This is a genomic window from Xanthobacter dioxanivorans, assembly GCF_016807805.1.
GTDB classification, from domain to species: Bacteria; Pseudomonadota; Alphaproteobacteria; order Rhizobiales; family Xanthobacteraceae; genus Xanthobacter; species Xanthobacter dioxanivorans.
On the sequence record NZ_CP063362.1, the window covers coordinates 2,080,095 to 2,100,642 of the forward strand.

A 20,548-nucleotide genomic window follows, 5' to 3' on the forward strand; every position below is an offset into this window, starting at 1 on the left:
GGCCCGCCGCCGCCGTCAGCCGGCGGCCCTTGCCCGCGCCCCTGCATCCGCGAACGGACGGGCGGCGGGGTGGGGCGCCGGCAGCACGAACACATTCCGGGCGAGGGCGCGCGGCAGGGGGCCGGTCAACTCGATCCTGACGCCCTGGGGGACATGGCGGACCGCACCCGCTCGGTGTCCGCTCTCGAAGGCGGCGAAGCGTTCGGCGGCCTCGCGATCCCTGAAGACGCCGCCGATGAGGCCCTGTTCGTCCCGCACGATCCAGCGGCCGCTGCGATCCTGCCCGACGATGAAGTCGGGCAGGATGCATCGGTGGGGGTCGTCCGCGGAAGCTGGCCGGATGATCGTCATCTTGTGATCCTCTCTCTGAGTCCTGCCCGGTTCCTGGCATGCGCCGCGCGCCGGGGGTGGGATGGGACGCGGGCCGCCGAGCCTGCTTCAGCCGAAGTCGGCGGGCCGCTTGCGCCACCCCGAAGTCTTCAATGGAAAAACGCCACGGCCCTCAGGGCGATGGCGAGCGCCACCATGACGGCGAGGAGGCCGATCTCCGGCAGGAAGCGCCGGATCGCCCCCGTCCGCCGCACCGGCCGAGGCGCGGATTGCGCCGGGTCGGAGGTGGAGGCGAGGGGGGTAGCACTGTTTCGGTTCATGGATGTGTCCGTTCGAACACCTTGTTTCGTTCGGTAAATCTAGATGGCGACAGATAAGTAATCGATACGTCCGCGTGGTCGTTCGTATAAAATCTCGCATATATATGCGGTTTTATTTTTGAGCGGCGCTTTCACTATGGAATCTTTATTTGACCTTCTTCGGGTCACAGGGCCAGGATCCGCGCTGGTCTTCCCAGGGAGCGTCAGATGCAATCGAGCCGGAGACGCCGCTTTCACGGCACAGGTCCGATTGCGGGCTTCGCCAGGGTCGCGCCTTTCCCCGCGCTCGTCCGGCCCGTCACGCCGTCGCGGGGCGGGGTGCCGGCGCCCGCGGGCAGCCCCCGGCGCGCAGGCTGGCGATGACGGCCGGCGGGCATGTGGCGTGTCGGTGGGCCGCTGCCGGCGGCGCGCAGGGGGTGGGGTGATGCCGTTCGAGCCGTCGCGGCCGCCCCGCCATCCGTCACGGGGCGCGACGATGGATGCGATGTCGCGCGCGGTGGTGGCGCGTTTCCTCTTCAAGCCGCCGATGGCCGCACTGCTGGCGAGCCTTCTCAACGGGCCGTTCCTTACGTTCGTGTCGGCCTTCCTCGTGCTCTACGCGACGGTCGCCGTGGTTGGCGCCCTCCTCCTGCGCCAGCGCGTGTTCACGCGCTCGTTTACCCTGTGGGATGAGGCGAGCTGGCTGGCATGCCTCGCGCTCGGGATCGACCTTGCCGGCTAAGGGCGGGCGCGGGCCGGGACCGACCGACAAAAAAGCGCCGCCGGCTGTGCCGACGGCGCTTGATCTCTTCGACGGGTGTCGCGGCCGAGTTGCGGCGCGGATCACTCGGCGGCGGCGGGAGCGGTCTTGTTCTTCTTGATCTTGCCGTCCGCGGTGCGGTCCTGGCGCTCGGCGATACGGGCGGACTTGCCGCGGCGATCGCGCAGGTAATAGAGCTTGGCGCGGCGCACCTTGCCGCGGCGCACCACCTTGATGGAATCGATCAGCGGCGAATAGACCGGGAACACGCGCTCCACGCCCTCGCCATAGGAAATCTTGCGGACCGTGAAGCTCTCGTTGATGCCGCCGCCGGAGCGCGCGATGCATACGCCCTCGTAGGCCTGCACGCGCGAGCGCTCGCCTTCGACCACCTTCACGTTCACGATGATGGTGTCGCCGGGCTGGAAGTCCGGAACGGCACGCTTTTCGGCGAGCTTCGCCGCCTGCTCGGCTTCGAGCGTCTGGATAATGTTCATGTCGCCAACCTTTAAGCGGTCACCGATAGCTCAACGCCCCGGCGCCACATGGTGTCGTTTTAAGTTAAGGGACGCGGCTCCATAGCCGAGAAATGGCGCCGTGTCATTCCCTTTCCTTCATCGTCCCGTCACGGTCGGGGGAGGGGGCGAGGAGATCCGGGCGGCGGGCGCGGGTGACGGCCTGCGCCTGCGCCTGCCGCCAGCGGGCGATCCGGGCATGATCGCCGGAGACGAGCACCTCCGGAATCGGCGCACCCTCGAACAGCTGCGGCCGCGTATATTGCGGATATTCCAGCAGGCCCGCCGAGAAGCTCTCCTCGGTCCCGCTCTCGGCCTTGCCCATGACGCCGGGAATGAGCCGCACGCAGGCGTCGAGCAGCAGCAGCGCCGCCACCTCGCCGCCCGAGAGCACCACGTCGCCGACGCAGATCTCCTCCAGACCCCGGGCGGGGACGATGCGCTCGTCCACCCCCTCGAACCGCCCGCACAGGATTACCGCGCCGGGGCCGGCGGCCAGCGCCCGCACCCGCGCCTGGGTGAGCGGCCGGCCGCGCGGGGTCATGAGCAGGCGCGGGCGAAGGTCGCCCTCCGGCGAGACGGCGTCGATGGCGCGGGCGAGCACGTCGGCGCGCATCACCATGCCGGGGCCGCCACCGGCGGGGGTGTCGTCCACGGAGCGGTGCTTGTCGAGGGCGAAGTCGCGGATCTGCACCGCGTCCAGCGCCCACAGCTCCTTTTCCAGCGCCCGGCCCGCCAGCGCGTGGCCGAGCGGGCCCGGAAACATCTCCGGGTACAGGGTCAGGATACTGGCGCGGAAGGTCATCGCAGCGTGATGGGGGAGGGGCGGGAGCAAGTCAAATGACGCCGCCGGGTCACGTCCGCCGGCGAGGGGGCGCCGGCGCCGGACGGGACCCTCAGTCCTCCGCCCCCGTGTCCTCGCCATCCTCCGGCGCGGAGGGACGGCGCTCCACGAAGGCCTCCGCGATCACCACCCGGCCGCCCGCCACGTCCACCACCGGCACCGCGTCGCGGGTAAAGGGCACCATCAGCGTCTTGGCCTTGATGCCGGGCAAAGCCGGGGCGTATTCGAGAATGTCGCCGGCACCGAAATCGTGCAGCGCCGTCACTGCGCCGATGCGCGCGCCGGCCTCGTCCTCGACGCCGAGGCCGATGAGGTCGGCGTGGTAGAAGGTCTCCTCGTCCTCCGGCGCCGGCAGGGCGGCGCGGGGAACGAACAGGTCCACATTGGTCAGCGCCTCGGCGGCGGTGCGGTCGGCGACGCCGTCCAGGCGGGCGACGAAATGGTCCTTGGCCGCGCGCAGGGTGGTGATGCGGAAGGCGCGCCCGCTGGCGTCGGTGAGCGGGTCGTAGTGGAGCACCGCCTCGGGGTCCCCGGTGAAGACGAACAGGCGGACCTCGCCCCTTACGCCATGGGGGGCGCCGATGCGGGCGACAAGGATGCGTTCGGCCATGGGGTCTCCGGGCGGCAGGTCCGCCTCGATAAAGCCGCGCCTCTCAACACGGCCTGCGCCGCAAGCCGGACGGGGCGCGTGCTCTAGAGCGCGATCCGATCAAATTGAATCAATTTGATCGGTGAATCGCCCTCTCATTCTAGGAAAGAGAACGCGTTGTCCGATCCGCCTGCGGCGCAAGAGGATCGGCGCGTGCTCTAGCCCAATACGGCGCCCTTTGCCAAGGTGCCGGCATTGGCCCGGGCCACCCGGTTCTCGATCACCCGCAGCAGGTCAGCGTGGACCGTGGCGATGTGGGCGTCGAGGAAGCGGCAGGCGTCCTCCACCTCTCCCGCCCGGCACATGGCGATGAGCCGGGCGTGCTCGCTTTCGGCGCGGCCCATGGCTTCGGTGGTCGAGAGCTGGAGGCGGGTATAGCGGTCCGAGGTCTGCAGGAGCGCCGCGACGATCTGGCGGGTGCGGGGCAGGAGGGCGCGTGCGTAGAGCGCCATGTGGAAGTCGGCATTGAGGATGCCCCACTGGCTCACGTCGAGCGTGCGCACGGCGGCGGTGAACTGCGCGTGGATGGCGTCGAGCCGGGCCAGGTCCTCCGCGTCGAACAGCGGTGCCGAGCGGGCGAGCAGCCGGGGCTCCATGATGCGCCTCAGCTCGAACACGTCGTCGATCTCCTCCACCGAGAGACCGGAGACGATGGCCCCCTTCTGCGGCACCATCCGCACCAGGCCTTCCGCCTCGAGCTGGAACAGGGCCTCGCGGACCGGAATCCGGCTGACCCCATAGAGCTCCGCCAGCGCGTCCTGCCGCAGCTGCGTGCCCGCCGGATGGCTGCCGTCGAGGATGGCCTGGCGCAGCTGGTCGAGGATCGCCGCCGACAGGGTGCGATGCTTGAGGCCTGATTTAGCGACGCCGGATTTCATTGAGACACCGAGCTACAGGAAATTTCACCGATCGGGTATTGACCCGTCGAATGTATAAAATCTACGATCAGGACGAAAGCACAAATCGAGGCCCTCAAGGGTCCGCCTTCCCAGAGCGAAAACATGAGCGACGCGAAAACCATAGACGCGGCGGGCCGGAGTCCCTTGGGCTTCGTGCTCTGCCTTTCCTCCACGTTGCTGAAGGTGGAGCGGGTGGCCGTGATCGGCTTCATGGCCCTGCTTTTCGGTCTGATCCTGCTCAATGTGGTGACCCGATATACCGGCACGCCCATCTACTGGATCGACGAATCGGCCATTTACGCGGTGGTCTGGCTCGCCTTCACCGGCGCATCGGCCATGACGCGCCTGCGGCTCGACTTCTCGGTGGGCCTGCTCACGGAGCGCCTGCCGCCCCGGGGCGTGAAGGTGGCGCGGGTGGTGGCCACGCTCTTCACCGTCCTGTTCGGTGTCAGCCTCTCCTACATGTGCTGGATCTGGATGGACCCGGTGGGCATCGCCGCAGCCGGCTTCGACGCGAAGGAATTCGCCGGCCAGACCTTCAATTTCCTCTACACCGAGCACACCCAGACGCTGAACTGGCCGACCTGGGCGGTCAGCCTCATCATGCCGCTGTTCGCCGTGTCGATCACGCTCCACGGCGTGGCCAATCTCATCGAAGATCTCGATATCGTCCCGCGCCGCGTCCATCACGGCTTCCCCATGGCCCATGCGGAGGCGGCGAGCTGATGATCACCACGGCCGCCTTCCTCATCACCATGCTGGTGGGCGTGCCCATCAGCATCTGCATCGCCCTGTCGGGGGTGGCGTTCATCCTCGCCACCGGCAACCCGCTGCTGCTGCAGACCTTTCCCACCCAGCTGTTTGGCGGGGTGGACAGCTACGGCCTCATCGCCATCCCGCTGTTCGTGCTGATCGGCGAGATCATGAACGGCGGCGGCATCACCCGCCGCCTCATCGACATGGCCATGGCGGTGGTGGGCCGGCTGAAGGGCGGGCTCGCCTACGTCAATCTCATCGCCAACATGCTGGTGTCGTCCATCCTCGGCTCGGCCACGGCGCAGGTCGCCATCATGGCGCAGATCCTGGTGCCGGAGATGGAGAAGAAGGGCTACGACAAGACCTTCGCCGCCGGCCTCACCGCCTATGCCGGCATGCTCGGGCCGATCATCCCGCCGTCGATCATGTTCGTGGTCTATTCGGTGCTGGCGCAGGTGTCGGTCAGCGACATGCTGATCGCCGGCATCATCCCCGGCGTGCTGCTGACCGCCCTGTTCTGCCTCTGCGTCTACATCATGGGTTTCTTCTACGACTACCCGCGCGGCGAGGCGATGACCTGGCGCCAGCGGGTGGACATCGTGCTGAACGCCATCCCCACCCTCATCATCCCCATCGTCATCGTCGGCTCGATCCTGACCGGCCTCGCCAACGCCACCGAGGCGGCGGCGGTGGGGGCGCTCGCCGCCCTCCTCATCGGCCGCTACTGGACCCGGGAGCTGCGCTTCTGCGACCTGCCGCAGATGCTGCTCAAGGCCGGGCTCTACTCCTCCGTCATCCTGTTCCTGGTGGCGGTGGCGGCGGTGTTCTCCTGGGTGCTGGTCTACGGGAAGGTGCCGCAGGCGGTGGCCACCTGGGTGCAGACCGTGGCCGGCGGCCCGGTCAGCTTCATGCTGCTGGTCAACATCATCCTGCTGGTCATCGGCACGGTCATCGACGGGGCGCCGGGCCTGATCATGACGGTGCCGATCCTCTTGCCGGTGGCGACCCTCGTCTACCACATCGACCCGGTCCATTTCGGCGTCGTGGTGGTGATCAACCTGGTCCTCGGCTTCCTCTCCCCGCCGGTTGGCCTGTGCTTCTTCGTGGCCTCGGCGGTGACCGGGGCGAAGGTGGGGCGGATGTTCATCGTCACCCTGCCGTTCTTCTTCGCGGCCTGCGCGCTCCTGCTGCTGCTGTCGCTCGTGCCGTCGCTGTCCACGATCCTCGTCAAATAACAACCTGCTTTCCGGAGCCTGCCATGATCCTCGATCGACGCCGTTTCCTCCTCAGCGCCGCCGCCGGCGCCGCCTTGCCACTGGCCGCGCCGAGCGTGGTGCGGGCGCAGGAGGCGAAGGAATTCCGCCTCGGCATCATCACCCCCGTGGGCCATCCCTGGAACGTGGCCGCCGAGAAGGTCGGCGCCATGCTGAAGGAGGAGACCAAGGGCCGCCTCTCCCTCACCGTCTTTCCGTCGGGCCAGCTGGGCAACGAGGCGGCCATGCTGCAGCAGATGCAGACCGGCGCCCTCGACATGGGCTGGATCATGACCGCCGAGCTCGGCTCGCGCGTGCCGGCCATCGCTGCCATCAATGCGCCGTGGGTGGTGGATTCCACCGCCAAGGCCGGCAAGCTGGTGGGTACTCCGGTGGCCATGAGCCTCCTGGACGTGCTGCCGAAGGAGACGGGCACCGTGGGCCTCGCCTGGGGCATCACCACCATGCGCGTCGTGTTCTCCGCGAAGCCCATCTCGGGCATCAAGGACCTCAACGGCATGAAGCTGCGCATCAACACGACGCCGGCCTACCGCGACTTCTACCAGCTGCTCGGCGCCGCCCCGACCCCGATCCCCACGCCGGCGGTGTTCGACGCCATGTCCAACGGCCAGGTGGACGGCCTGGAGGCCGACCTCGACTTCTCCTGGAACCAGCGCTTCGACAAGGTCTCGAAGACCATGCTGAAGATGGACGCCATCTTCATGCCGGTCATCGCCCTGGTCTCGGGGCGGGTGTGGCAGACCCTGTCCACCGGCGACAAGGCGCTCATCAGCCGCCTCACCCGCATCGCCCTCGACGCCCAGGTGCAGGAGACGGTGGTGAACGAGCCGGTGCTGCTGGAGAAGTTCAAGGCGGTCATCCCGGTCAAGGTGGCCGAGGTCGCCGACCGCGAGAAGATCGTCGCCGAGTACGACAAGATCTGGCTGCCCAAGGCCCCGATCCTCGCCGACCTGCGCAAGGAAGGCGCGAAGCTCTGACCCAACCCCATGCGCGGGAGGGCAGGGCCCTTCCGCCACCCAGAGACAAGGATGTGAGAGATGAAGCCGGCAATCAGCTGGGAAGGCGTCTTCCCGGCCGTGACGACCCAGTTCCGCGAGGACTATTCGCTGGATATCGACGCCACCGCCAAGGTGATGGAAGGCCTGATCCGGGACGGCGTGTCGGGTCTCATCGTCTGCGGCACGGTGGGCGAGAACTGCTCGCTCACCACCGCTGAGAAGATCCAGGTGATGGAGGCCGGAAAGTCGGTCGCGGGCGGCAAGGTGCCGGTGATCTGCGGCATCGCCGAATTCACCAGCGAATTCGCCATCCAGACGGCGAAGGAAGCGGCGAAGGTGGGCGTGGACGGCATTATGCTCATGCCGGCCCTCGTCTATTCGTCGAAGCCCCACGAGACGGCGGCGCATTTCCGTACCGTCTCCGGCGCCACCGATTTGCCGGTGATGATCTACAACAACCCGCCGGTCTACAAGAACGACGTCACCCCCGACGTGGTCGCCACCCTCGTCGACTGCGAGACCATCGTCTGCTTCAAGGAGAGCTCGGGCGACACCCGGCGCTTCATCGACCTACGCAACAAGGTGGGTGATCGCTTCATCATGTTCGCCGGCCTCGACGACGTGGTGGTGGAGAGCATCGCCATGGGCGCCCAGGGCTGGGTGTCCGGCATGTCCAACGCCTTCCCGCGCGAGGGCGAGACCCTGTTCCGCCTCGCCCGGGCCGGCCGTTACGCGGAGGCCATGAAGCTCTACGAGTGGTTCATGCCGCTGCTGCACCTGGATGCCCGCCCCGACCTCGTTCAGTGCATCAAGCTGTGCGAGCACATCATGGGTCGTGGCACCTTCCGCACCCGTCCGCCCCGCCTCGCGCTGCTGGACCACGAGCGGGCCGAGGTCGAGGCGCTCATGGCGGCCGCCCTGAAGACCCGGCCCGAACTGCCCGACGTGGGGCTGAAGGCCGCCGCCTGAGCCATCCGTCCGCCGCGTCCTCCTGCGGGGGATGGATGCGGCGCTTGCGGACGGGGAGAGGCTGCGGCAGTGTCTCGCCATGTCGAGCGCCTCGCCGAAGCCTCTCCTCCTCGATGCCGCCCGCGTCGCCGGGCTGCTGGAGCGTATCGCCGCGCGCATCGGCGCCCGCCACGTGGTGACGGACACGGCCGACCTCGCCCCGCACCTGGTGGAGGGGCGCGGCCTGTTCCGGGGAACGACACCGGCCATGGTCGAGCCGTCGGACACCCAGGAGGTGGCCTTCATCGTCGCCGCCTGCGCCGAGGCCGGGGTGCCGGTGGTGCCGCAGGGTGGAAATACCGGCCTCGTGGGCGGGCAGATGCCGTTCGGCGGGCTTCTCGTGTCCCTGCGGCGGCTCAACCGCATCCGCGATCTGGATCCGGTGGACCTGACCGTGGTGGCCGAGGCCGGCTGCACCCTCCATCAGGTGCACGAGGCGGCAACCGCCGCCGGCTGCCTGTTTCCGCTCTCCATCGCCTCGGAGGGATCGTGCCAGATCGGCGGCAACCTCTCCACCAATGCCGGCGGCACCGCGGTGCTGCGGTATGGCAACATGCGCGAGCTGACCTTCGGCCTCGAGGTGGTGCTGCCGGACGGGCGCATCTGGAACGGCCTGTCGCGGCTGCGGAAGGACAATACGGGCTACGCGCTCAAGGACCTGTTCATCGGCGCGGAGGGCACCCTCGGCATCATCACCGCCGCCGTGCTGCGGCTCTATCCGGCCCCGCGCTCGCGGGCCACGGCGCTCATCGGCCTGCCGGACCCGCACGCCGCCCTCGCCCTGTTCCGCCGCCTGCGCGACGTGGCGGGCGATGCCCTCAGCGGCTTCGAGATCCTGCCGCGGTTCGGCATGGAGACGGTGCTGAAGCACATGCCGGGCACGGTGCGGGCCCTCGCCGGCGATCATGCCTGGTACGTCCTCGCCGAGCTCAGCTCCACCCGGCGCGGCGACGATCTGTCCGAGCTGGCGGTGGAGGTGTTCGCCGCCGCCTTCGAGGCGGGCGAGATCGAGGATGCGGTGGTCGCCGCCAGCGAAGCGCAGGCGGACGGCCTCTGGCGCCTGCGCGAGGCGCTCTCGGACGCGCAGAAGTTCGAGGGCGGCTCCATCAAGCACGATGTGTCGGTGCCGGTGTCCCGCGTGCCGGACTTCATCGCCGAGGCGGCACGGCGCTGCGAGGCGCACCTGCCCGGGGTGCGGGTCTGCGCCTTCGGGCACATGGGCGACGGTAACATCCACTTCAACCTCAGCCAGCCCGTGGGCATGGACAAGGCGGACTATCTCGCCCGCTGGGAGGCCTTCAACCGCATCGTGCACGACCTCGTGGCCGGCCTCGGCGGTTCGATCTCCGCCGAGCACGGCATCGGCCTTTTGAAGCGGGACGAGCTGCCGCTCTACAAGGATCCCGTCGCCCTCCAGCTGATGGCGGCCATCAAGGCGGCCATCGATCCCGCCGGCATCGCCAATCCCGGCAAGGTGCTGAAGCGGGATTGAGCGGTGCTGCGGGTCAGCCCGCCGGCCGCCGGCGCACGGCGAAGGCGGTCAGGATGGCGAGGCCGAGCGGCACCGCGGCGCCGACGAACACCAGCCGCGGCAGATGATGGTCGAGCAGCAGACCGAACATGAGCGGCCCCAGCAGCGCGCCGATGTCGTAGCCGGAATAGACCACGCCGAACACCTTGCCGATGGCCCCGGCCGGGGCCGCGCTGCGCACCAGCACGTCGCGCGACGGCGTGGTGAGGCCCATGGCCACGCCCACGGCCGCGATGAGGCCCACCACCACCTCCGGCGGCGCCTGCAGCACCGCGGCGAGGAAGGTGAGCCCGCAGGCCGCCGCCAGCCCGCCCATGGCGATGCGGTGGTGCTGGCTGGTGCGATCGGCCACCGCTCCGCCGAGGGCGACGCCGATGGAATTTCCCACCTGATAGAGGGCCACGGCCAGGGTCGCCAGAGCCACCGTGGCGCCGTAGCCTTCCTGCAGCGCGACGATGGAGAAGCTCTGGAAGCCCGAGAGGGAGATGGAGGTGAGCAGGAAGTAGAGAAAGGCCATGAGCACCACCGGCATGGCCAGCACCTGGAGGAAGCCCGGCGCCTTGCCGGCCTGACCGCCCGCGCTGTGCGGCACTGCGGCGGGTTGAGCCTTGAGGGCGGAGCGGAAGGCCAGGAGGCCGAGTCCGATGAGCACCACGATCCCGCCCATGGCGAGCAGCGCCGCGCGCCAGCCATAGCCGGTGGCGATGGCCGCCGAGACCAGGGGCGACAGGGCAAAGCCGATGCTGCCCGCGATCACATGCGCGGCGAATGCCCGTCCGAGGCGGGCCGGCGCCACGCGATGGCTGAGGATGGACAGGTCCGCCGGGTGGTAGACGGAATTGCCGAGCCCGGCCAGCGCGGCCAGCGGCACCAGCATCGCGTAGTGGGGCGCGAAGCCCATGGCCGCGGTGGCGGTTCCTTGCAGGATCAGTCCGCCGAGCAGCAGGCGATCCGCGCCGAAGCGGTCGACGAGGATGCCGGCCACGACCTGCCCGATGCCGGAGCAGAGGTAGAATACCGACAGGACCACGCCGAGGGCGAAGAACGAGGCGCCGAGGTCCGCCCGCATCAGCAGGAACAGCGGCGCCAGGGCCAGCTGGAGGAAGTGGCTGCAGAAATGGGCGACGCCCACCGCCCCCAGGGTGGAAACTTCCGCGGCGGGCCAGCCGGTCGCGCGCAATTCCATGGACACTTCACCATCCTCCCGTCCGTGGCCGGCCGGCGCCCGCGTCCGCCTGCCGGCCATCACGGCCGGCCGGATCACGCGCGCGCCTTCTCACGCTCGGCGACGGAATCCCCAGGCCATGAAGGCCCGGTCGGATCCGGCGCTGGCTGCCGGGGCCGGTGTGGCGGATGCCGCCCGGCCGGTGTTTCCCCTCTTCCGGTTCTGGTCGGTCGGGTGAGGTTCTTCCTCACCTCGTGCGGCGTGGCCCGTGCCCGCCGAAATAGCGCAGAGTCAGGCAGGTGATGTCGTCCGCCTGCGGGGCGCCGCGCTCGAATACGTGCACCGAGGCGAGCACGCGCTCGCTGAGCTCGGGCACGGACCATTCGGCGGCGCCGCTGTGGAGAAGCTCCTCGAGCCGTTCCTCGCCGTAGGCCCGGTTGTCCACGTCGAACGCCTCGGTCACACCATCGGTGTAGAGGAAGAGCGTGTCGCCCGGCGCGAGGTGCAGCTCGTGCTGCTGGTAGACGAAGCCCTCCAGCACCGCCACCGCCATGCCGCCGGTGGAGGGCACGGTGGTGACCTCGCCGGAGCGGGCGATGCGGTAGGGCAGGTTGTGCCCGGCGTTCACGTAGGTGACCTTCCCCGAGGAGAGGTCGATGACGCCGTAAAGCACGGTGACGAACAGCATCTGCTCGTTCTCCACCGCGAGCAGGTCGTTGAGGCGGCGGATGCAGCCGGCCGGCGAGCGCTCGAACAGCGCGGTAGAGCGCAGCAGGGTGCGGGAGATGGCCATGAACAAGGCCGCCGGCACGCCCTTGCCCGACACGTCGGCCACGACGAAGCCGAGGGTCGTGTCGTCGATCATGAAGTAGTCGTAGAAATCGCCGCCCACCTCGCGCGCCGGCGTCATCTGACCGTGCACGGCGACGCGCGCGTCCGGCGGGAATTCCTTGGGCAGGATGGCGAGCTGCACCTGGCGGGCGATCTCCAGCTCTTGCTGAAGGCCGGCGAGCTTGGTCTTGGTGATGAGGGCCTCGCGCAGCTCCACCACCATGGACGACAGGCGCGTGTGCTGCTCCACGATGCGGCGCGCGAGGTCGTGCAGCACGCGGGCGACGCGCTTGAGCTCGTCGTCCTGCTCCGAACCCTCGCCGCCCTTGGCCAGCAGGGCGAGCACCTCTTCCCGATCGGTGGGATCGATGGCATCGGCCAGGGCCTGCAGCTCGAAGGTGATGACCGCCTCCTGCCGGCGGCGCACCCGCTCGCGCTGGCGGCGCGATTCGGCCAGCGCTTGCACGTTGCCGCGCAAGGCCACCACCGCCGAGGCGATGCGGCCGATCTCGTCGTTGCCCACGTGACCCACCGTCACCGAGGTGTCGCCGCGCGAGAGCGCCTGCAGCACGTCGATGGCGGATTCCAGGGGGCGGAAGCTGTACCACAGGAAGACGTTGAGCCCGACCACGCCGATCAGCACCAGGGCGATGGCGCCGGCCGCCGCCCACTGGCGGATGAAGGCCGTGGCCTCCACCGTCTGCGTCGTGTCGACGAAGCTCACCAGCGCGCCCACGGCACTGCCGGAAATGTCGTCGATGGGGATGCTGGTGACGTTGTAGATGCGCCCGTCCAGCGTCATGCGGTCGGCCTTGGGCCGGCGCGGCGTGATGGCGAGCTTGGCGCGCTCCCACAGGCGGAAATCGGTGCTCGCCACCACGCGGCCGCGCAGGGTGACAAGGGTGGTGGTGGCGCTGAGGCCGCGGGCGAAACGGTCCATGCCGAGCGCGGCGTTGCGGCCGAGCACCAGCACGACCCGGCCGAGGGCCGGCAGTTCAACGGTGCGGGTGGTGAGCACGATCACCTGCGTCGCGCTCACCTGGCGCAGGCCCGACAGGACTTCCCCCTTGAGCGCCCGGTCGACGCTGCTGGCATCGAGGATGTAGCGCGCGGTGGTGCCGCCGTCGCCGAACACCACCTCGCGGTCGGCGTTCACCACCTCGAAATAGGTGTCGTCCTCCATGATGTTCATGCCGAGGTCGCGCAAGGCGGCGGCGACCCCCGGGCGATCGGAGAAGCCGAGGGCGATGGTGAAGCTGCTGGAGCTTTCCACCCGTTCGAGGATGCGCGCGAGGTTCGCGGTCTGAAACGCGACGATCTCGCGCCACAGCACTGTCTGGCCGTCGATGGCGAGTTCGCCCTCGCGGGACTGGGCCACCCGGTCGCGCAGCACCGTGGCGCCCCAGATGCCGAACATCAGGAGGGCGAAGCCGGTGGCGACGATGAGGGTGATGCGGGTGCGCAGCAGCATCAGACCCTACGCCCCTTCTCGCTCTCGGCGGGCGGCGCCATGACTTCGCGCCGCACCCGCTCCACGTCGGGCCTGAGGCCGCCGTCGAAATCCACGGCAAGCAGCTCCTCCGCATAGGCTTCGAACACCGACCGCCGCTCGGCGACGCGGCGGTTGCCGCGCTCCAGGGCCCGGAACGCGCCGCCCACGGCCCCATGCTGCATGCCGCCGCGCGGCCGACGGCCGGTTTCCGCGGGCCCGCCGAAATCGCCCTCGATCGCCCGGATCATGCCCGTGGCCAGCCGATCGCGGGCCCGTTCGATGGCGGCGCCCACGAGGAGGCCCGCGGCGAGCGCGGCCAAAGCGGCGCAGATGACCACCACGACGGCTGCCTTCACGCCGATGTCGGCGAAGGACGTGGCGAGCGCCGCCGGATTGGTGGTGACCTCCACCGAGGCGACGGTGTTTCCGTCCACGCTGACCGGCGCGCTCACCGAATCAGTGCCGGGCTGCTCGCCGATGGCGCTGCGGATTTCCCGGCCGTCGGCGCCGCGCAGCACGATCTGCGTGAGCCCCGGGGTGCGTGCCAGGGTTTCCGACAGGTGGACCTCGACGCCGGGCAGCAGCTTCAGGGGGATGCCGAAGCGCGAGGCCTTCTCGAATTGCTGCGCCAGCACGCGGGCGACCGAGGTGCCGATGACCAGGGCGTCGCGGCGGGCGCTCTCCTCCACCCGGGCACGGTAGCCGTTGACCAGCAGCGCCGCGGCGGCGCCGCCGAGCACAAGGGTGAGGATGAGGGCGAACAGGCCGGCGATGAGGCGACCGCGCCCGCTTTCCGGAAGCTCAGGCTGCATCGTCGAGCGCTCCGAGCTGGCCGAGGCCGCGGTCCACCTGCGCCTCGGCCTTCTGCCAGCTGCGTACGGTGGCATCGGCCAGCTGGGTCAGGGGCCCGTCGTCGCCGGACCGCACCGCGTCGTTGCGCAGGATGCGCGCGACGCGGTCGAAGGGGCGGCTGAAGACATAGGCGAACACGCCCGCCGCCGCGGCGGCGAGCAGCGCCCCGGCAAAGCCGAGGGCGGCGGTGCGGGTGGCGAGGTCGAGCCCCAGCCGGTCGGCCCGGGCCGACCGGGCTTCGTCGGAGACGGTCACGGAGATGCCGCCGGCGACGCCGAGATCGTTCTCGAACCGCGTACCGAATACCGTGTCGCCGCGCTCCACCGTGGTCCACACGTCATCATTGGTGAGGCGCTTCACCCAATCGGGGCTGACCTCCTCGCCGATGACGGAGCGGTCGGTGGAAAACACGGCGCGCCCTGCCGCATTGAAGACGTCGATGGCGAGAATGGACGTGTCGCCCGCCTTCTCGCGTTCGATTCGCGGCTGCAGCAGGGAGACCTGGTCAAGCTGGAGGCCGATGGAAAGGTTGGCTTCCGTGGACGTCTTCAGGGTGCCGAGGAGGTTGGCGACCCGCGCCCGCTCGATTTCCTCACCCACCCGGTCGCTCGCGCCGAAGGCAATGACGGCGACCGCCACCACGGCTGCGGTCACGGAAACGACGACGACCAGGATGAGTCGGCTCACGAAAGTCATGCGCGGATCTTCGGAAGGATGACCGGCGGGACGTTAACCGCGCGCTCGGTGCCAAACCAGACAAAAAACTCCACCGCGACGAAAAAACCTTCAATCTCAGACGGGTTTTCGTGGCATGAAGGATCTGCCCGTGTGACGTAACCCTCGGACGCAAGAGGCATGACGCGGACCACCCTCGGACTGATCGCGGTTTTCGCGCTGATCGCAGCAGCCTGCGTCACGTTCGGCGCCTATTTCTCGTACGTTACGCTGCTGAACGCGCACAAGGGAATCATCGAGGCGCGATTCGGCATCGCCGCCCGTCGCGTGGCCGACGTGGCCGAGCAGGCGGCCTCCTTCGGCATCGCCCTGCCGGCGCAGCAGGCGCTCACTGACATCCTTGCGCGCGAGGCGCGAATCGAGCCGGCCCTTCTGTCCATGGACCTGGTGGACGAGCACGGCACGGTCCTGTTCTCGAGCGCGCCCGGCCGCGCCGGCGGGCACGCCGCGGCGGACGGCGGCGGGCGGGTGGTCGCGCAGGTGCGCGACGATCTCGGCCGGTCCATCGGCAGCGTCGTGGTGCGCTATGATCCGCACATCCTGGCGGCGGGCGCCGCGGCGCTGTTCGACGGGCTCAAGACCGTCTCGCTGGCGACCCTCGGCGGCGCCTTCGTCGCGACGGTTCTCATCGGGCTTCTGCTGGCCGCGGCCCTGCGTCGCGCGGTGCGGCGGGCGGCCGAGCCCGCCATGTGGCCGGCGGCCGCGAAATCGGCCCTGGCAAGCGTCGCCGCCGCCCACCAGCGGGCGGGCGCGTCCTGGTCTCTTCGGGGGCGCAAATGATCGGCCTGCGCGGCGGCATCTCCTTTGCGATCGCCATCATCCTGTGCGCCGCGCTGGCGGTGATCGGCTGGGCCGCCGAGCGCGCCGCCCGGCACACCATCGTGCCGGAGATCACCGCCAAGGCCAATTCGGTGGGCCGCTCCGCCGCCGCCCTCATGGAGCGGGCCCAGACCCTGGGCATCCCGTTCGAACGCCTGGCGGGTGTCACCGATTATCTCGAGGACCTGCGCGCGGCCAATGCGGAGTTCGCCCAGCTGAGCCTGTTCGACGCCGGCGGCGCCGAGACGGCGCGGGCGGGCGATGCATCGGGCTTCGAAGACCCGCCCATGGTCCGCATCCCGGTCACCGATCGCGACGGCCGCCGCACCGGCGAGCTGCTCATCGTGGTGGACCCCACGGTGGTGTCGGCCCAGGTGGGCGGGGTGCTCTTGGACGTGGCCTTCATCGGCATCGTCTCGCTGCTGGTGGCGCTGGAGCTCGTCGCCCTGGTGGTCGGCACGCGCGGCCTGGAGGCGCTCATCGCCGTGGAACAGCGGCTGCGGGCGCTGGCGCGCGGTCGTTTCGTGCTGCACGACACCGGGAAGGGCACCAGCGCCCGCGGCCTCATCCAGCCCATAGACCTGCACATGGAGGAACTGGGCGACGTGCATGCCCGCGCCCGCGCGGAGGCCGAGCGGCGCGGCGACGAGGACGCGCTCGTCTGGCTGGAGGAGGTGGAGGAGCGCACCGGGCTCGGCCGCATTCATGCGGTGGAGAGCCAGGCGGCGGTGGCGGTGCGGCCGTCCCTCTTTCTCTTCATGCTGGCGGAGGAGCTCACTCGCCCCTTCCTGCCGCACTTCGCCCAGTCCATCGCGTCGTCCACCGAAATTTCGCCCGGCCTGGCGGCCAGCCTGCCCATCGTCGCCTTCATGGCGGTGGTGGCCCTGTGCCAGGTGCCGTTCGCTGGGGTGTCCGAGCGGCTCGGCCGCCGCTCCGGCTTCCTCATCGGGGCGTTGCTGGCGGCCGCCGGGTACGCGCTTTCCGCCGTCAGCCCCACTTATTCCCTCTTCATCGCGGCGCGCGTCGCCACGGCCATCGGCTACGCCCTCGTCTTCGTCTCCGCCCAGGGCCACGTGGTGGACCATTCGGCCGGTGCCGCCCGCGCCGCCGCCCTCGCCGTCTTCGTGCGCGCCATCATGGTGGCGAGCCTGTGCGGGCCGCCGATCGGCGGCGTCATCGCCGACCGGCTGGGTGCCGAGGCGGCCTTCGCCACCTCCTGCGGCCTGGCGCTGGTCGCCCTCCTCGTCGCCGCCTTCACCCTGCCGCGCGGCAGGCCGGACGAGCGCACCGGGGGCGTCGGCTGGTCGCAGCTGAAGCAGGCGGCCCGCGCGCCCGGCCTGATGGCGCTTTTGTTCGGATGCGCCTTTCCGGCCAAGTTCCTGTTCGCTGCCCTCTGCTTCCTGCTGGTGCCCCTGGAGTTGCAACGGCAGGGCTATTCCTCCGCCGCCATCGGCCGCTTCCAGATGATCTATCCGCTGATCATGGTGCTGGCGGTGCCCTTCTTCGCCACCCTCGCCGACCGCTTCCAGGTGCGCCATGGCTTCGTGGTCGCCGGCGCCCTTGTCGCCGGGATCGGCGCCATGCTGGTGCCGATCCAGCCCTCCATCGCCCTGATCGTGGTGGCGCTGGTGACGCTCGGCTACGGACAGGCCATGTCGATCGCCTCCCAGTCCGCCCTGGTGGCCGATACCGCCTCCGCCATGGGCGGCGGGCGCGGCGCCGGCGTGCTCGGTCTGTTCCGGCTGGTGGAGCGCTCCGGCAATGCCGCCGGGCCGGCCAGCGCCGGTTTTCTCATGGCGGCGCTGGGATTTGCGCCCGCAACCGCATTTCTCGGTGCCGTGGTTGTGGCGGGTGCGGTATTGTTTGCGCTATCCGGGCGGGGAAAGCCCGCCGTTCAATCCGGCCGCGCCTCGTCCGCGGCCGCATCGGAAGGAACCTCAGCCTGATGATGGACCGCCGATCGCTTCTCTCCCTCGGCCTCGGCGCGGGCGCCGCGAGCCTCGCCGGGCCCCTGGCCCGCGCCCAGACGTCGGGCGGGCCCTACCGGATCCTCATGCTCACCTACCGCGGCGATACCGACGTGGAGCGCGGCTTCCGCGACTACTTCGCCGCCAACGAGATCAAGGTGGAGTTCATCACCCGCGACGTGGAGCGCGACCCGGCCAAGGTGAAGCCGATCCTCGCCGAGGTGCTGCCCACCTTCAAGCCGGAGCTCATCTACACCTACGGCACGCCCAACACCCTTGCCGTGGCCGGCCCGTACGACGCCCCGCCCACCGCCAGCTTCGTCCGCGACATCCCCGTGGTCTTCGCCCTCGTGGCGGCGCCGGTGCAGGTGAAGATCGCCCCGTCGCTCGCCTCCTCCGGGCGCAACGTGACCGGGGCGGTGCACGTGGTGCCCACCGACGTGCAGATGCGCGCCATGCAGAGCTACAAGGCGTTCAAGAAGGTGGGGGTGATCTTCTCGCCCAACGAGAACAACTCGCTCGCCATCATCGAGGAGATGAAGGCCTTCTGCGCCGGCATCGGCGCCACCGTGATGGCCCAGCCCCTCAACATGGACGGCAACCGCCCCACCGCGGACGGGGTGGAGAACCTGGTCCGCGACCTGCGGGCCAAGGGCGCGGACTGGCTCTATCTGCCCGCCGACACCTTCCTCGCCTCCATCTTCAACCGGGTCGGGCCGGTGGCCCTTTCGGTGGGACTTCCCACCTTCGGCGCCACCGAGTTCTTCATGCGCGAGGGGCAGGGTCTTGTCGGGCTGGTGAGCCGGTTCTATTCCGTGGGCCAGCTCGCCGCCTCCAAGGCGGCGGCGATCCTGGTCAACCACCGGCCGCCGCAGGACATTCCCATCGAGACGGTGAAGCGCTTCACCCTCATCATCAACCTGAAGGTCGCGAAGGAACTCGGAATCTATCCGCCCATCGCCATGCTGAACTATGCGGAAGTCGTGACATGATGCGGGGTTCCCTGGCTGTTTCCCCCAGCCTTTCCGTCCGCCGGCTGACAATCGAGGATCTGGAGCAGGTCGATGGGCTGAACCGGCTCGCGGTGGGTCCGGTGATCGATCCGAACGTGGTGAAGCCCGAAAGCCACGCCTATTTCGAGACCATCTTCGCCGGCCGCGGCTTCTTCGTCGGGGTGTTCGACGGTGCGGAGCTCGTCGCCTACGCCATCCTGCAGCACGACCATGCGGCGTCCGACGATCCGCGCGCGAGCCTGGGCCTTGCGCCCGGGGCGCCGGTGGGGCGGCTCGCCGGGGCGCGGGTGGCGCCGGCCTATCGCGGCCAGGGCCTCCAGCGCGCGCTGATCGCGGCGCGGGTGAGGGCGGCCCCGCCCGACATGCTGCTCTTCTCCACCGCCGCGCCGGTGAACACGGCCAGCTGGTCCAACCTCCTCGCCGAGGGGTTCCCCATCCGGGACATCCAGTTCTTCTTCGGCGGCTACGCCCGCTACCTGATGGTGCGCGACGGCACCACCTACGATCCGGGGCGCACCCTTCTCGTCGATCCGCTGGATACGCCGCGCCAGAAGGCGCTGTTCGCGGAAGGCTGGCGCGGCTATGCCCGCGGGCGGCTCGAATCGGGGGCGACGGGGGTCGTCTTCGCCAAGCCCATCCCGGCCGTCGGCAGCTAGGACCCGTTCCCGGCGGCTTGCGGCGTGGTCCGGCTGGAAAAGCCTTCTTCTGCCTCGGTTTCGCGACGGATGGTCTGCGCCCGGCCCCGCTGCCGGGGCCAATCCTACCGAGGAGGCTTCGCGCCGGGCTGGTGTGATTAAGTCGTTATAAATCAAATGCATGGCGCGGTCAGGGGGCGCCGTGAGACCCGAAGTCATCCCCCATGCCGCCGAACTGGACCCGGCGGGCTATTTCCGCACGGGCACGACTTCACTAAACTGTCGCAGCAATTCTCCAACCTGTGGATGGTCCTGCCGCCGGCCGGCGGGATGCGAGAGACGGCGTCGCATGAAGATCGAGAAGAAGTCGCTCGGCCCTGACCTCGTGCTCGTCGTCCTGGATGGACGGCTCGACATCGGTGGCGCCGCGCAAGTGGAACCGGAGTTCAAGGCCGCCTGCGCCGAGGCGCAGGTGCTGCTGGTCGATCTCTCGGGCACTCCCTTCATGGCCTCCATCGGCATCCGGCTGTTGCTGGCCGGGGCCAAGGGCCTGCACCGGAAGGGCGGCGTCATGCGCCTGTTCGCCTGCGATCCGCAGGTGGAGAAGGTGCTGCGTGCCACCGGCGTCGATCAGCTGGTCTCCATTTACGGCACGCGGGACGAGGCGCTCGCCGTGGCGGGCGTGTCCCCCGCCAGCCCCACCGCCACGTGACGGACGGCGCCATGGCCGCCCCCGCCGCCGGCACGCTGATCTCCGCCATCGAGGTGGGGGCGCAGATCGATGACATCACGGAGGCGACGAGCTGGCTCGGCGTCGTGGCGCTGGAGGAGGGGTGGCCGGACGCGACCCGCTTCGCCCTTGAGCTCAGCCTCGAGGAGGCGCTCACCAACGTGGTGTCCTACGGCTTCCGCGGCGCGCACGCCGCCCCGCACATCCGCATCGAGTGCTACCGCCTGCCCGAGCGGCGGGTGGCGGTGCGCCTCATCGACAACGGCGTCCCCTTCGACCCGACCAACGTGAGCGAGCCGGAGACGCCCGATTCCATCGAGGACGCCAAGATCGGCGGTCACGGGGTGCAACTCATGCGGCATTTCCTGGAGACCCTCGCTTATGCCCGCGAAGGCGAGGAAAACCAGCTGACGCTGGTTGCCGGCGTCGCCGGAGGCGGGGCCTGA

At 69.6% G+C, this 20,548-nt stretch carries 22 protein-coding genes; 12 read left to right on the forward strand and 10 right to left on the reverse strand.

Annotation, left to right across the window (positions count from 1 at the left end):
- Positions 1 to 15 precede the first annotated feature (15 nt).
- Both EZH22_RS09820 and EZH22_RS09825 read right to left on the reverse strand, forming a co-directional pair.
- Entirely contained in the window at positions 16 to 351 is a 336-nt protein-coding gene (locus EZH22_RS09820; RefSeq protein WP_203195455.1) for a hypothetical protein, read from the reverse strand.
- Between the two features lie 128 nt (positions 352 to 479).
- Positions 480 to 650, reverse strand: a complete 171-nt coding sequence (locus tag EZH22_RS09825; protein WP_203195456.1) for a hypothetical protein — start codon at positions 648 to 650, stop codon at positions 480 to 482.
- A gap of 424 nt (positions 651 to 1,074) precedes the next feature.
- Here EZH22_RS09825 and EZH22_RS09830 point away from each other — a divergent pair, with 424 nt between their 5' ends.
- Entirely contained in the window at positions 1,075 to 1,371 is a 297-nt protein-coding gene (locus EZH22_RS09830) for a hypothetical protein (RefSeq protein ID WP_203195457.1), read from the forward strand.
- A gap of 101 nt (positions 1,372 to 1,472) precedes the next feature.
- Here the strand turns inward: EZH22_RS09830 and rplS are convergent, their stop codons facing one another.
- From rplS to EZH22_RS09850, 4 genes are all read right to left on the reverse strand, one after another.
- Positions 1,473 to 1,886: a 50S ribosomal protein L19 gene (gene rplS, locus EZH22_RS09835; RefSeq protein WP_203195458.1), complete on the reverse strand. Its 414-nt coding sequence runs from the start codon at positions 1,884 to 1,886 to the stop codon at positions 1,473 to 1,475.
- A 103-nt stretch (positions 1,887 to 1,989) separates the two neighbouring features.
- Complete coding sequence (gene trmD, locus EZH22_RS09840) at positions 1,990 to 2,709, reverse strand: tRNA (guanosine(37)-N1)-methyltransferase TrmD (RefSeq protein ID WP_203196483.1); 720 nt, start codon at positions 2,707 to 2,709, stop codon at positions 1,990 to 1,992.
- A 91-nt stretch (positions 2,710 to 2,800) separates the two neighbouring features.
- Entirely contained in the window at positions 2,801 to 3,358 is a 558-nt protein-coding gene (gene rimM, locus EZH22_RS09845) for a ribosome maturation factor RimM (RefSeq protein WP_203195459.1), read from the reverse strand.
- Between the two features lie 197 nt (positions 3,359 to 3,555).
- Positions 3,556 to 4,275, reverse strand: a complete 720-nt coding sequence (locus tag EZH22_RS09850) for a GntR family transcriptional regulator (RefSeq protein ID WP_203195460.1) — start codon at positions 4,273 to 4,275, stop codon at positions 3,556 to 3,558.
- A 123-nt stretch (positions 4,276 to 4,398) separates the two neighbouring features.
- Between EZH22_RS09850 and EZH22_RS09855 the strand changes: the two genes are divergently transcribed.
- From EZH22_RS09855 to EZH22_RS09875, 5 genes are all read left to right on the forward strand, one after another.
- Positions 4,399 to 5,022, forward strand: a complete 624-nt coding sequence (locus EZH22_RS09855; protein WP_203195461.1) for a TRAP transporter small permease — start codon at positions 4,399 to 4,401, stop codon at positions 5,020 to 5,022.
- Positions 5,022 to 6,287 carry a TRAP transporter large permease gene (locus EZH22_RS09860; protein WP_203195462.1) on the forward strand — a complete coding sequence of 422 codons (1,266 nt, stop codon included), beginning with the start codon at positions 5,022 to 5,024 and terminating at the stop codon, positions 6,285 to 6,287. The genes EZH22_RS09855 and EZH22_RS09860 overlap by 1 nt, the downstream gene beginning before the upstream one ends.
- Before the next feature lie 23 nt (positions 6,288 to 6,310).
- On the forward strand, positions 6,311 to 7,303 hold the full coding sequence (locus EZH22_RS09865) for a TRAP transporter substrate-binding protein (RefSeq protein ID WP_203195463.1): 993 nt from the start codon (positions 6,311 to 6,313) through the stop codon (positions 7,301 to 7,303).
- Between the two features lie 60 nt (positions 7,304 to 7,363).
- Positions 7,364 to 8,293, forward strand: a complete 930-nt coding sequence (locus EZH22_RS09870; protein ID WP_203195464.1) for a dihydrodipicolinate synthase family protein — start codon at positions 7,364 to 7,366, stop codon at positions 8,291 to 8,293.
- Positions 8,294 to 8,372: 79 nt separating this feature from the next.
- Positions 8,373 to 9,824 carry an FAD-binding oxidoreductase gene (locus EZH22_RS09875; RefSeq protein WP_203195465.1) on the forward strand — a complete coding sequence of 484 codons (1,452 nt, stop codon included), beginning with the start codon at positions 8,373 to 8,375 and terminating at the stop codon, positions 9,822 to 9,824.
- Positions 9,825 to 9,837: 13 nt separating this feature from the next.
- Here EZH22_RS09875 and EZH22_RS09880 read toward each other — a convergent pair whose 3' ends face one another.
- The 4 genes from EZH22_RS09880 to EZH22_RS09895 all read right to left on the reverse strand — a co-directional run bounded on the left by EZH22_RS09880 (position 9,838) and on the right by EZH22_RS09895 (position 14,899).
- On the reverse strand, positions 9,838 to 11,049 hold the full coding sequence (locus EZH22_RS09880) for an MFS transporter (protein ID WP_210352038.1): 1,212 nt from the start codon (positions 11,047 to 11,049) through the stop codon (positions 9,838 to 9,840).
- A gap of 226 nt (positions 11,050 to 11,275) precedes the next feature.
- On the reverse strand, positions 11,276 to 13,330 hold the full coding sequence (locus EZH22_RS09885; protein ID WP_203195467.1) for a SpoIIE family protein phosphatase: 2,055 nt from the start codon (positions 13,328 to 13,330) through the stop codon (positions 11,276 to 11,278).
- A complete protein-coding gene (locus EZH22_RS09890; RefSeq protein WP_203195468.1) occupies positions 13,330 to 14,163 on the reverse strand; it encodes a hypothetical protein in 834 nt (277 codons plus the stop codon). The genes EZH22_RS09885 and EZH22_RS09890 overlap by 1 nt, the downstream gene beginning before the upstream one ends.
- The gene (locus EZH22_RS09895; RefSeq protein ID WP_203195469.1) at positions 14,153 to 14,899 is read right to left on the reverse strand and encodes a hypothetical protein; all 747 of its coding nucleotides are present in this window, start codon (positions 14,897 to 14,899) and stop codon (positions 14,153 to 14,155) included. The genes EZH22_RS09890 and EZH22_RS09895 overlap by 11 nt, the downstream gene beginning before the upstream one ends.
- A gap of 159 nt (positions 14,900 to 15,058) precedes the next feature.
- Here EZH22_RS09895 and EZH22_RS09900 point away from each other — a divergent pair, with 159 nt between their 5' ends.
- From EZH22_RS09900 to EZH22_RS09925, 6 genes are all read left to right on the forward strand, one after another.
- Positions 15,059 to 15,718: a hypothetical protein gene (locus EZH22_RS09900; protein ID WP_203195470.1), complete on the forward strand. Its 660-nt coding sequence runs from the start codon at positions 15,059 to 15,061 to the stop codon at positions 15,716 to 15,718.
- Positions 15,715 to 17,703, forward strand: a complete 1,989-nt coding sequence (locus EZH22_RS09905) for an MFS transporter (protein WP_203195471.1) — start codon at positions 15,715 to 15,717, stop codon at positions 17,701 to 17,703. Before EZH22_RS09900 ends, EZH22_RS09905 begins: the two co-directional genes overlap by 4 nt.
- Positions 17,703 to 18,716 carry an ABC transporter substrate-binding protein gene (locus EZH22_RS09910; protein ID WP_203195472.1) on the forward strand — a complete coding sequence of 338 codons (1,014 nt, stop codon included), beginning with the start codon at positions 17,703 to 17,705 and terminating at the stop codon, positions 18,714 to 18,716. Before EZH22_RS09905 ends, EZH22_RS09910 begins: the two co-directional genes overlap by 1 nt.
- Positions 18,713 to 19,393 (forward strand): GNAT family N-acetyltransferase, encoded by a 681-nt coding sequence (locus EZH22_RS09915; RefSeq protein ID WP_203195473.1) that lies wholly within the window; start codon positions 18,713 to 18,715, stop codon positions 19,391 to 19,393. The genes EZH22_RS09910 and EZH22_RS09915 overlap by 4 nt, the downstream gene beginning before the upstream one ends.
- Positions 19,394 to 19,721: 328 nt before the next feature.
- Positions 19,722 to 20,084, forward strand: coding sequence for an STAS domain-containing protein (locus tag EZH22_RS09920; RefSeq protein ID WP_203195474.1), 363 nt, complete (start codon positions 19,722 to 19,724; stop codon positions 20,082 to 20,084).
- A gap of 11 nt (positions 20,085 to 20,095) precedes the next feature.
- The gene (locus EZH22_RS09925; RefSeq protein WP_203195475.1) at positions 20,096 to 20,548 is read left to right on the forward strand and encodes an ATP-binding protein; all 453 of its coding nucleotides are present in this window, start codon (positions 20,096 to 20,098) and stop codon (positions 20,546 to 20,548) included.

What these genes read in the sequence shown, in the direction of transcription:
- EZH22_RS09820 (WP_203195455.1), bottom strand. Translation starts at nt 351, where the DNA reads ATGACGATCATCCGGCCAGCTTCCGCGGACGACCCCCACCGATGCATC.
- EZH22_RS09825 (WP_203195456.1), bottom strand. Translation starts at nt 650, where the DNA reads ATGAACCGAAACAGTGCTACCCCCCTCGCCTCCACCTCCGACCCGGCG.
- EZH22_RS09830 (WP_203195457.1), top strand. Translation starts at nt 1,075, where the DNA reads ATGCCGTTCGAGCCGTCGCGGCCGCCCCGCCATCCGTCACGGGGCGCG.
- rplS (WP_203195458.1), bottom strand. Translation starts at nt 1,886, where the DNA reads ATGAACATTATCCAGACGCTCGAAGCCGAGCAGGCGGCGAAGCTCGCC.
- trmD (WP_203196483.1), bottom strand. Translation starts at nt 2,709, where the DNA reads ATGACCTTCCGCGCCAGTATCCTGACCCTGTACCCGGAGATGTTTCCG.
- rimM (WP_203195459.1), bottom strand. Translation starts at nt 3,358, where the DNA reads ATGGCCGAACGCATCCTTGTCGCCCGCATCGGCGCCCCCCATGGCGTA.
- EZH22_RS09850 (WP_203195460.1), bottom strand. Translation starts at nt 4,275, where the DNA reads ATGAAATCCGGCGTCGCTAAATCAGGCCTCAAGCATCGCACCCTGTCG.
- EZH22_RS09855 (WP_203195461.1), top strand. Translation starts at nt 4,399, where the DNA reads ATGAGCGACGCGAAAACCATAGACGCGGCGGGCCGGAGTCCCTTGGGC.
- EZH22_RS09860 (WP_203195462.1), top strand. Translation starts at nt 5,022, where the DNA reads ATGATCACCACGGCCGCCTTCCTCATCACCATGCTGGTGGGCGTGCCC.
- EZH22_RS09865 (WP_203195463.1), top strand. Translation starts at nt 6,311, where the DNA reads ATGATCCTCGATCGACGCCGTTTCCTCCTCAGCGCCGCCGCCGGCGCC.
- EZH22_RS09870 (WP_203195464.1), top strand. Translation starts at nt 7,364, where the DNA reads ATGAAGCCGGCAATCAGCTGGGAAGGCGTCTTCCCGGCCGTGACGACC.
- EZH22_RS09875 (WP_203195465.1), top strand. Translation starts at nt 8,373, where the DNA reads ATGTCGAGCGCCTCGCCGAAGCCTCTCCTCCTCGATGCCGCCCGCGTC.
- EZH22_RS09880 (WP_210352038.1), bottom strand. Translation starts at nt 11,049, where the DNA reads ATGGAATTGCGCGCGACCGGCTGGCCCGCCGCGGAAGTTTCCACCCTG.
- EZH22_RS09885 (WP_203195467.1), bottom strand. Translation starts at nt 13,330, where the DNA reads ATGCTGCTGCGCACCCGCATCACCCTCATCGTCGCCACCGGCTTCGCC.
- EZH22_RS09890 (WP_203195468.1), bottom strand. Translation starts at nt 14,163, where the DNA reads ATGCAGCCTGAGCTTCCGGAAAGCGGGCGCGGTCGCCTCATCGCCGGC.
- EZH22_RS09895 (WP_203195469.1), bottom strand. Translation starts at nt 14,899, where the DNA reads ATGACTTTCGTGAGCCGACTCATCCTGGTCGTCGTCGTTTCCGTGACC.
- EZH22_RS09900 (WP_203195470.1), top strand. Translation starts at nt 15,059, where the DNA reads ATGACGCGGACCACCCTCGGACTGATCGCGGTTTTCGCGCTGATCGCA.
- EZH22_RS09905 (WP_203195471.1), top strand. Translation starts at nt 15,715, where the DNA reads ATGATCGGCCTGCGCGGCGGCATCTCCTTTGCGATCGCCATCATCCTG.
- EZH22_RS09910 (WP_203195472.1), top strand. Translation starts at nt 17,703, where the DNA reads ATGATGGACCGCCGATCGCTTCTCTCCCTCGGCCTCGGCGCGGGCGCC.
- EZH22_RS09915 (WP_203195473.1), top strand. Translation starts at nt 18,713, where the DNA reads ATGATGCGGGGTTCCCTGGCTGTTTCCCCCAGCCTTTCCGTCCGCCGG.
- EZH22_RS09920 (WP_203195474.1), top strand. Translation starts at nt 19,722, where the DNA reads ATGAAGATCGAGAAGAAGTCGCTCGGCCCTGACCTCGTGCTCGTCGTC.
- EZH22_RS09925 (WP_203195475.1), top strand. Translation starts at nt 20,096, where the DNA reads ATGGCCGCCCCCGCCGCCGGCACGCTGATCTCCGCCATCGAGGTGGGG.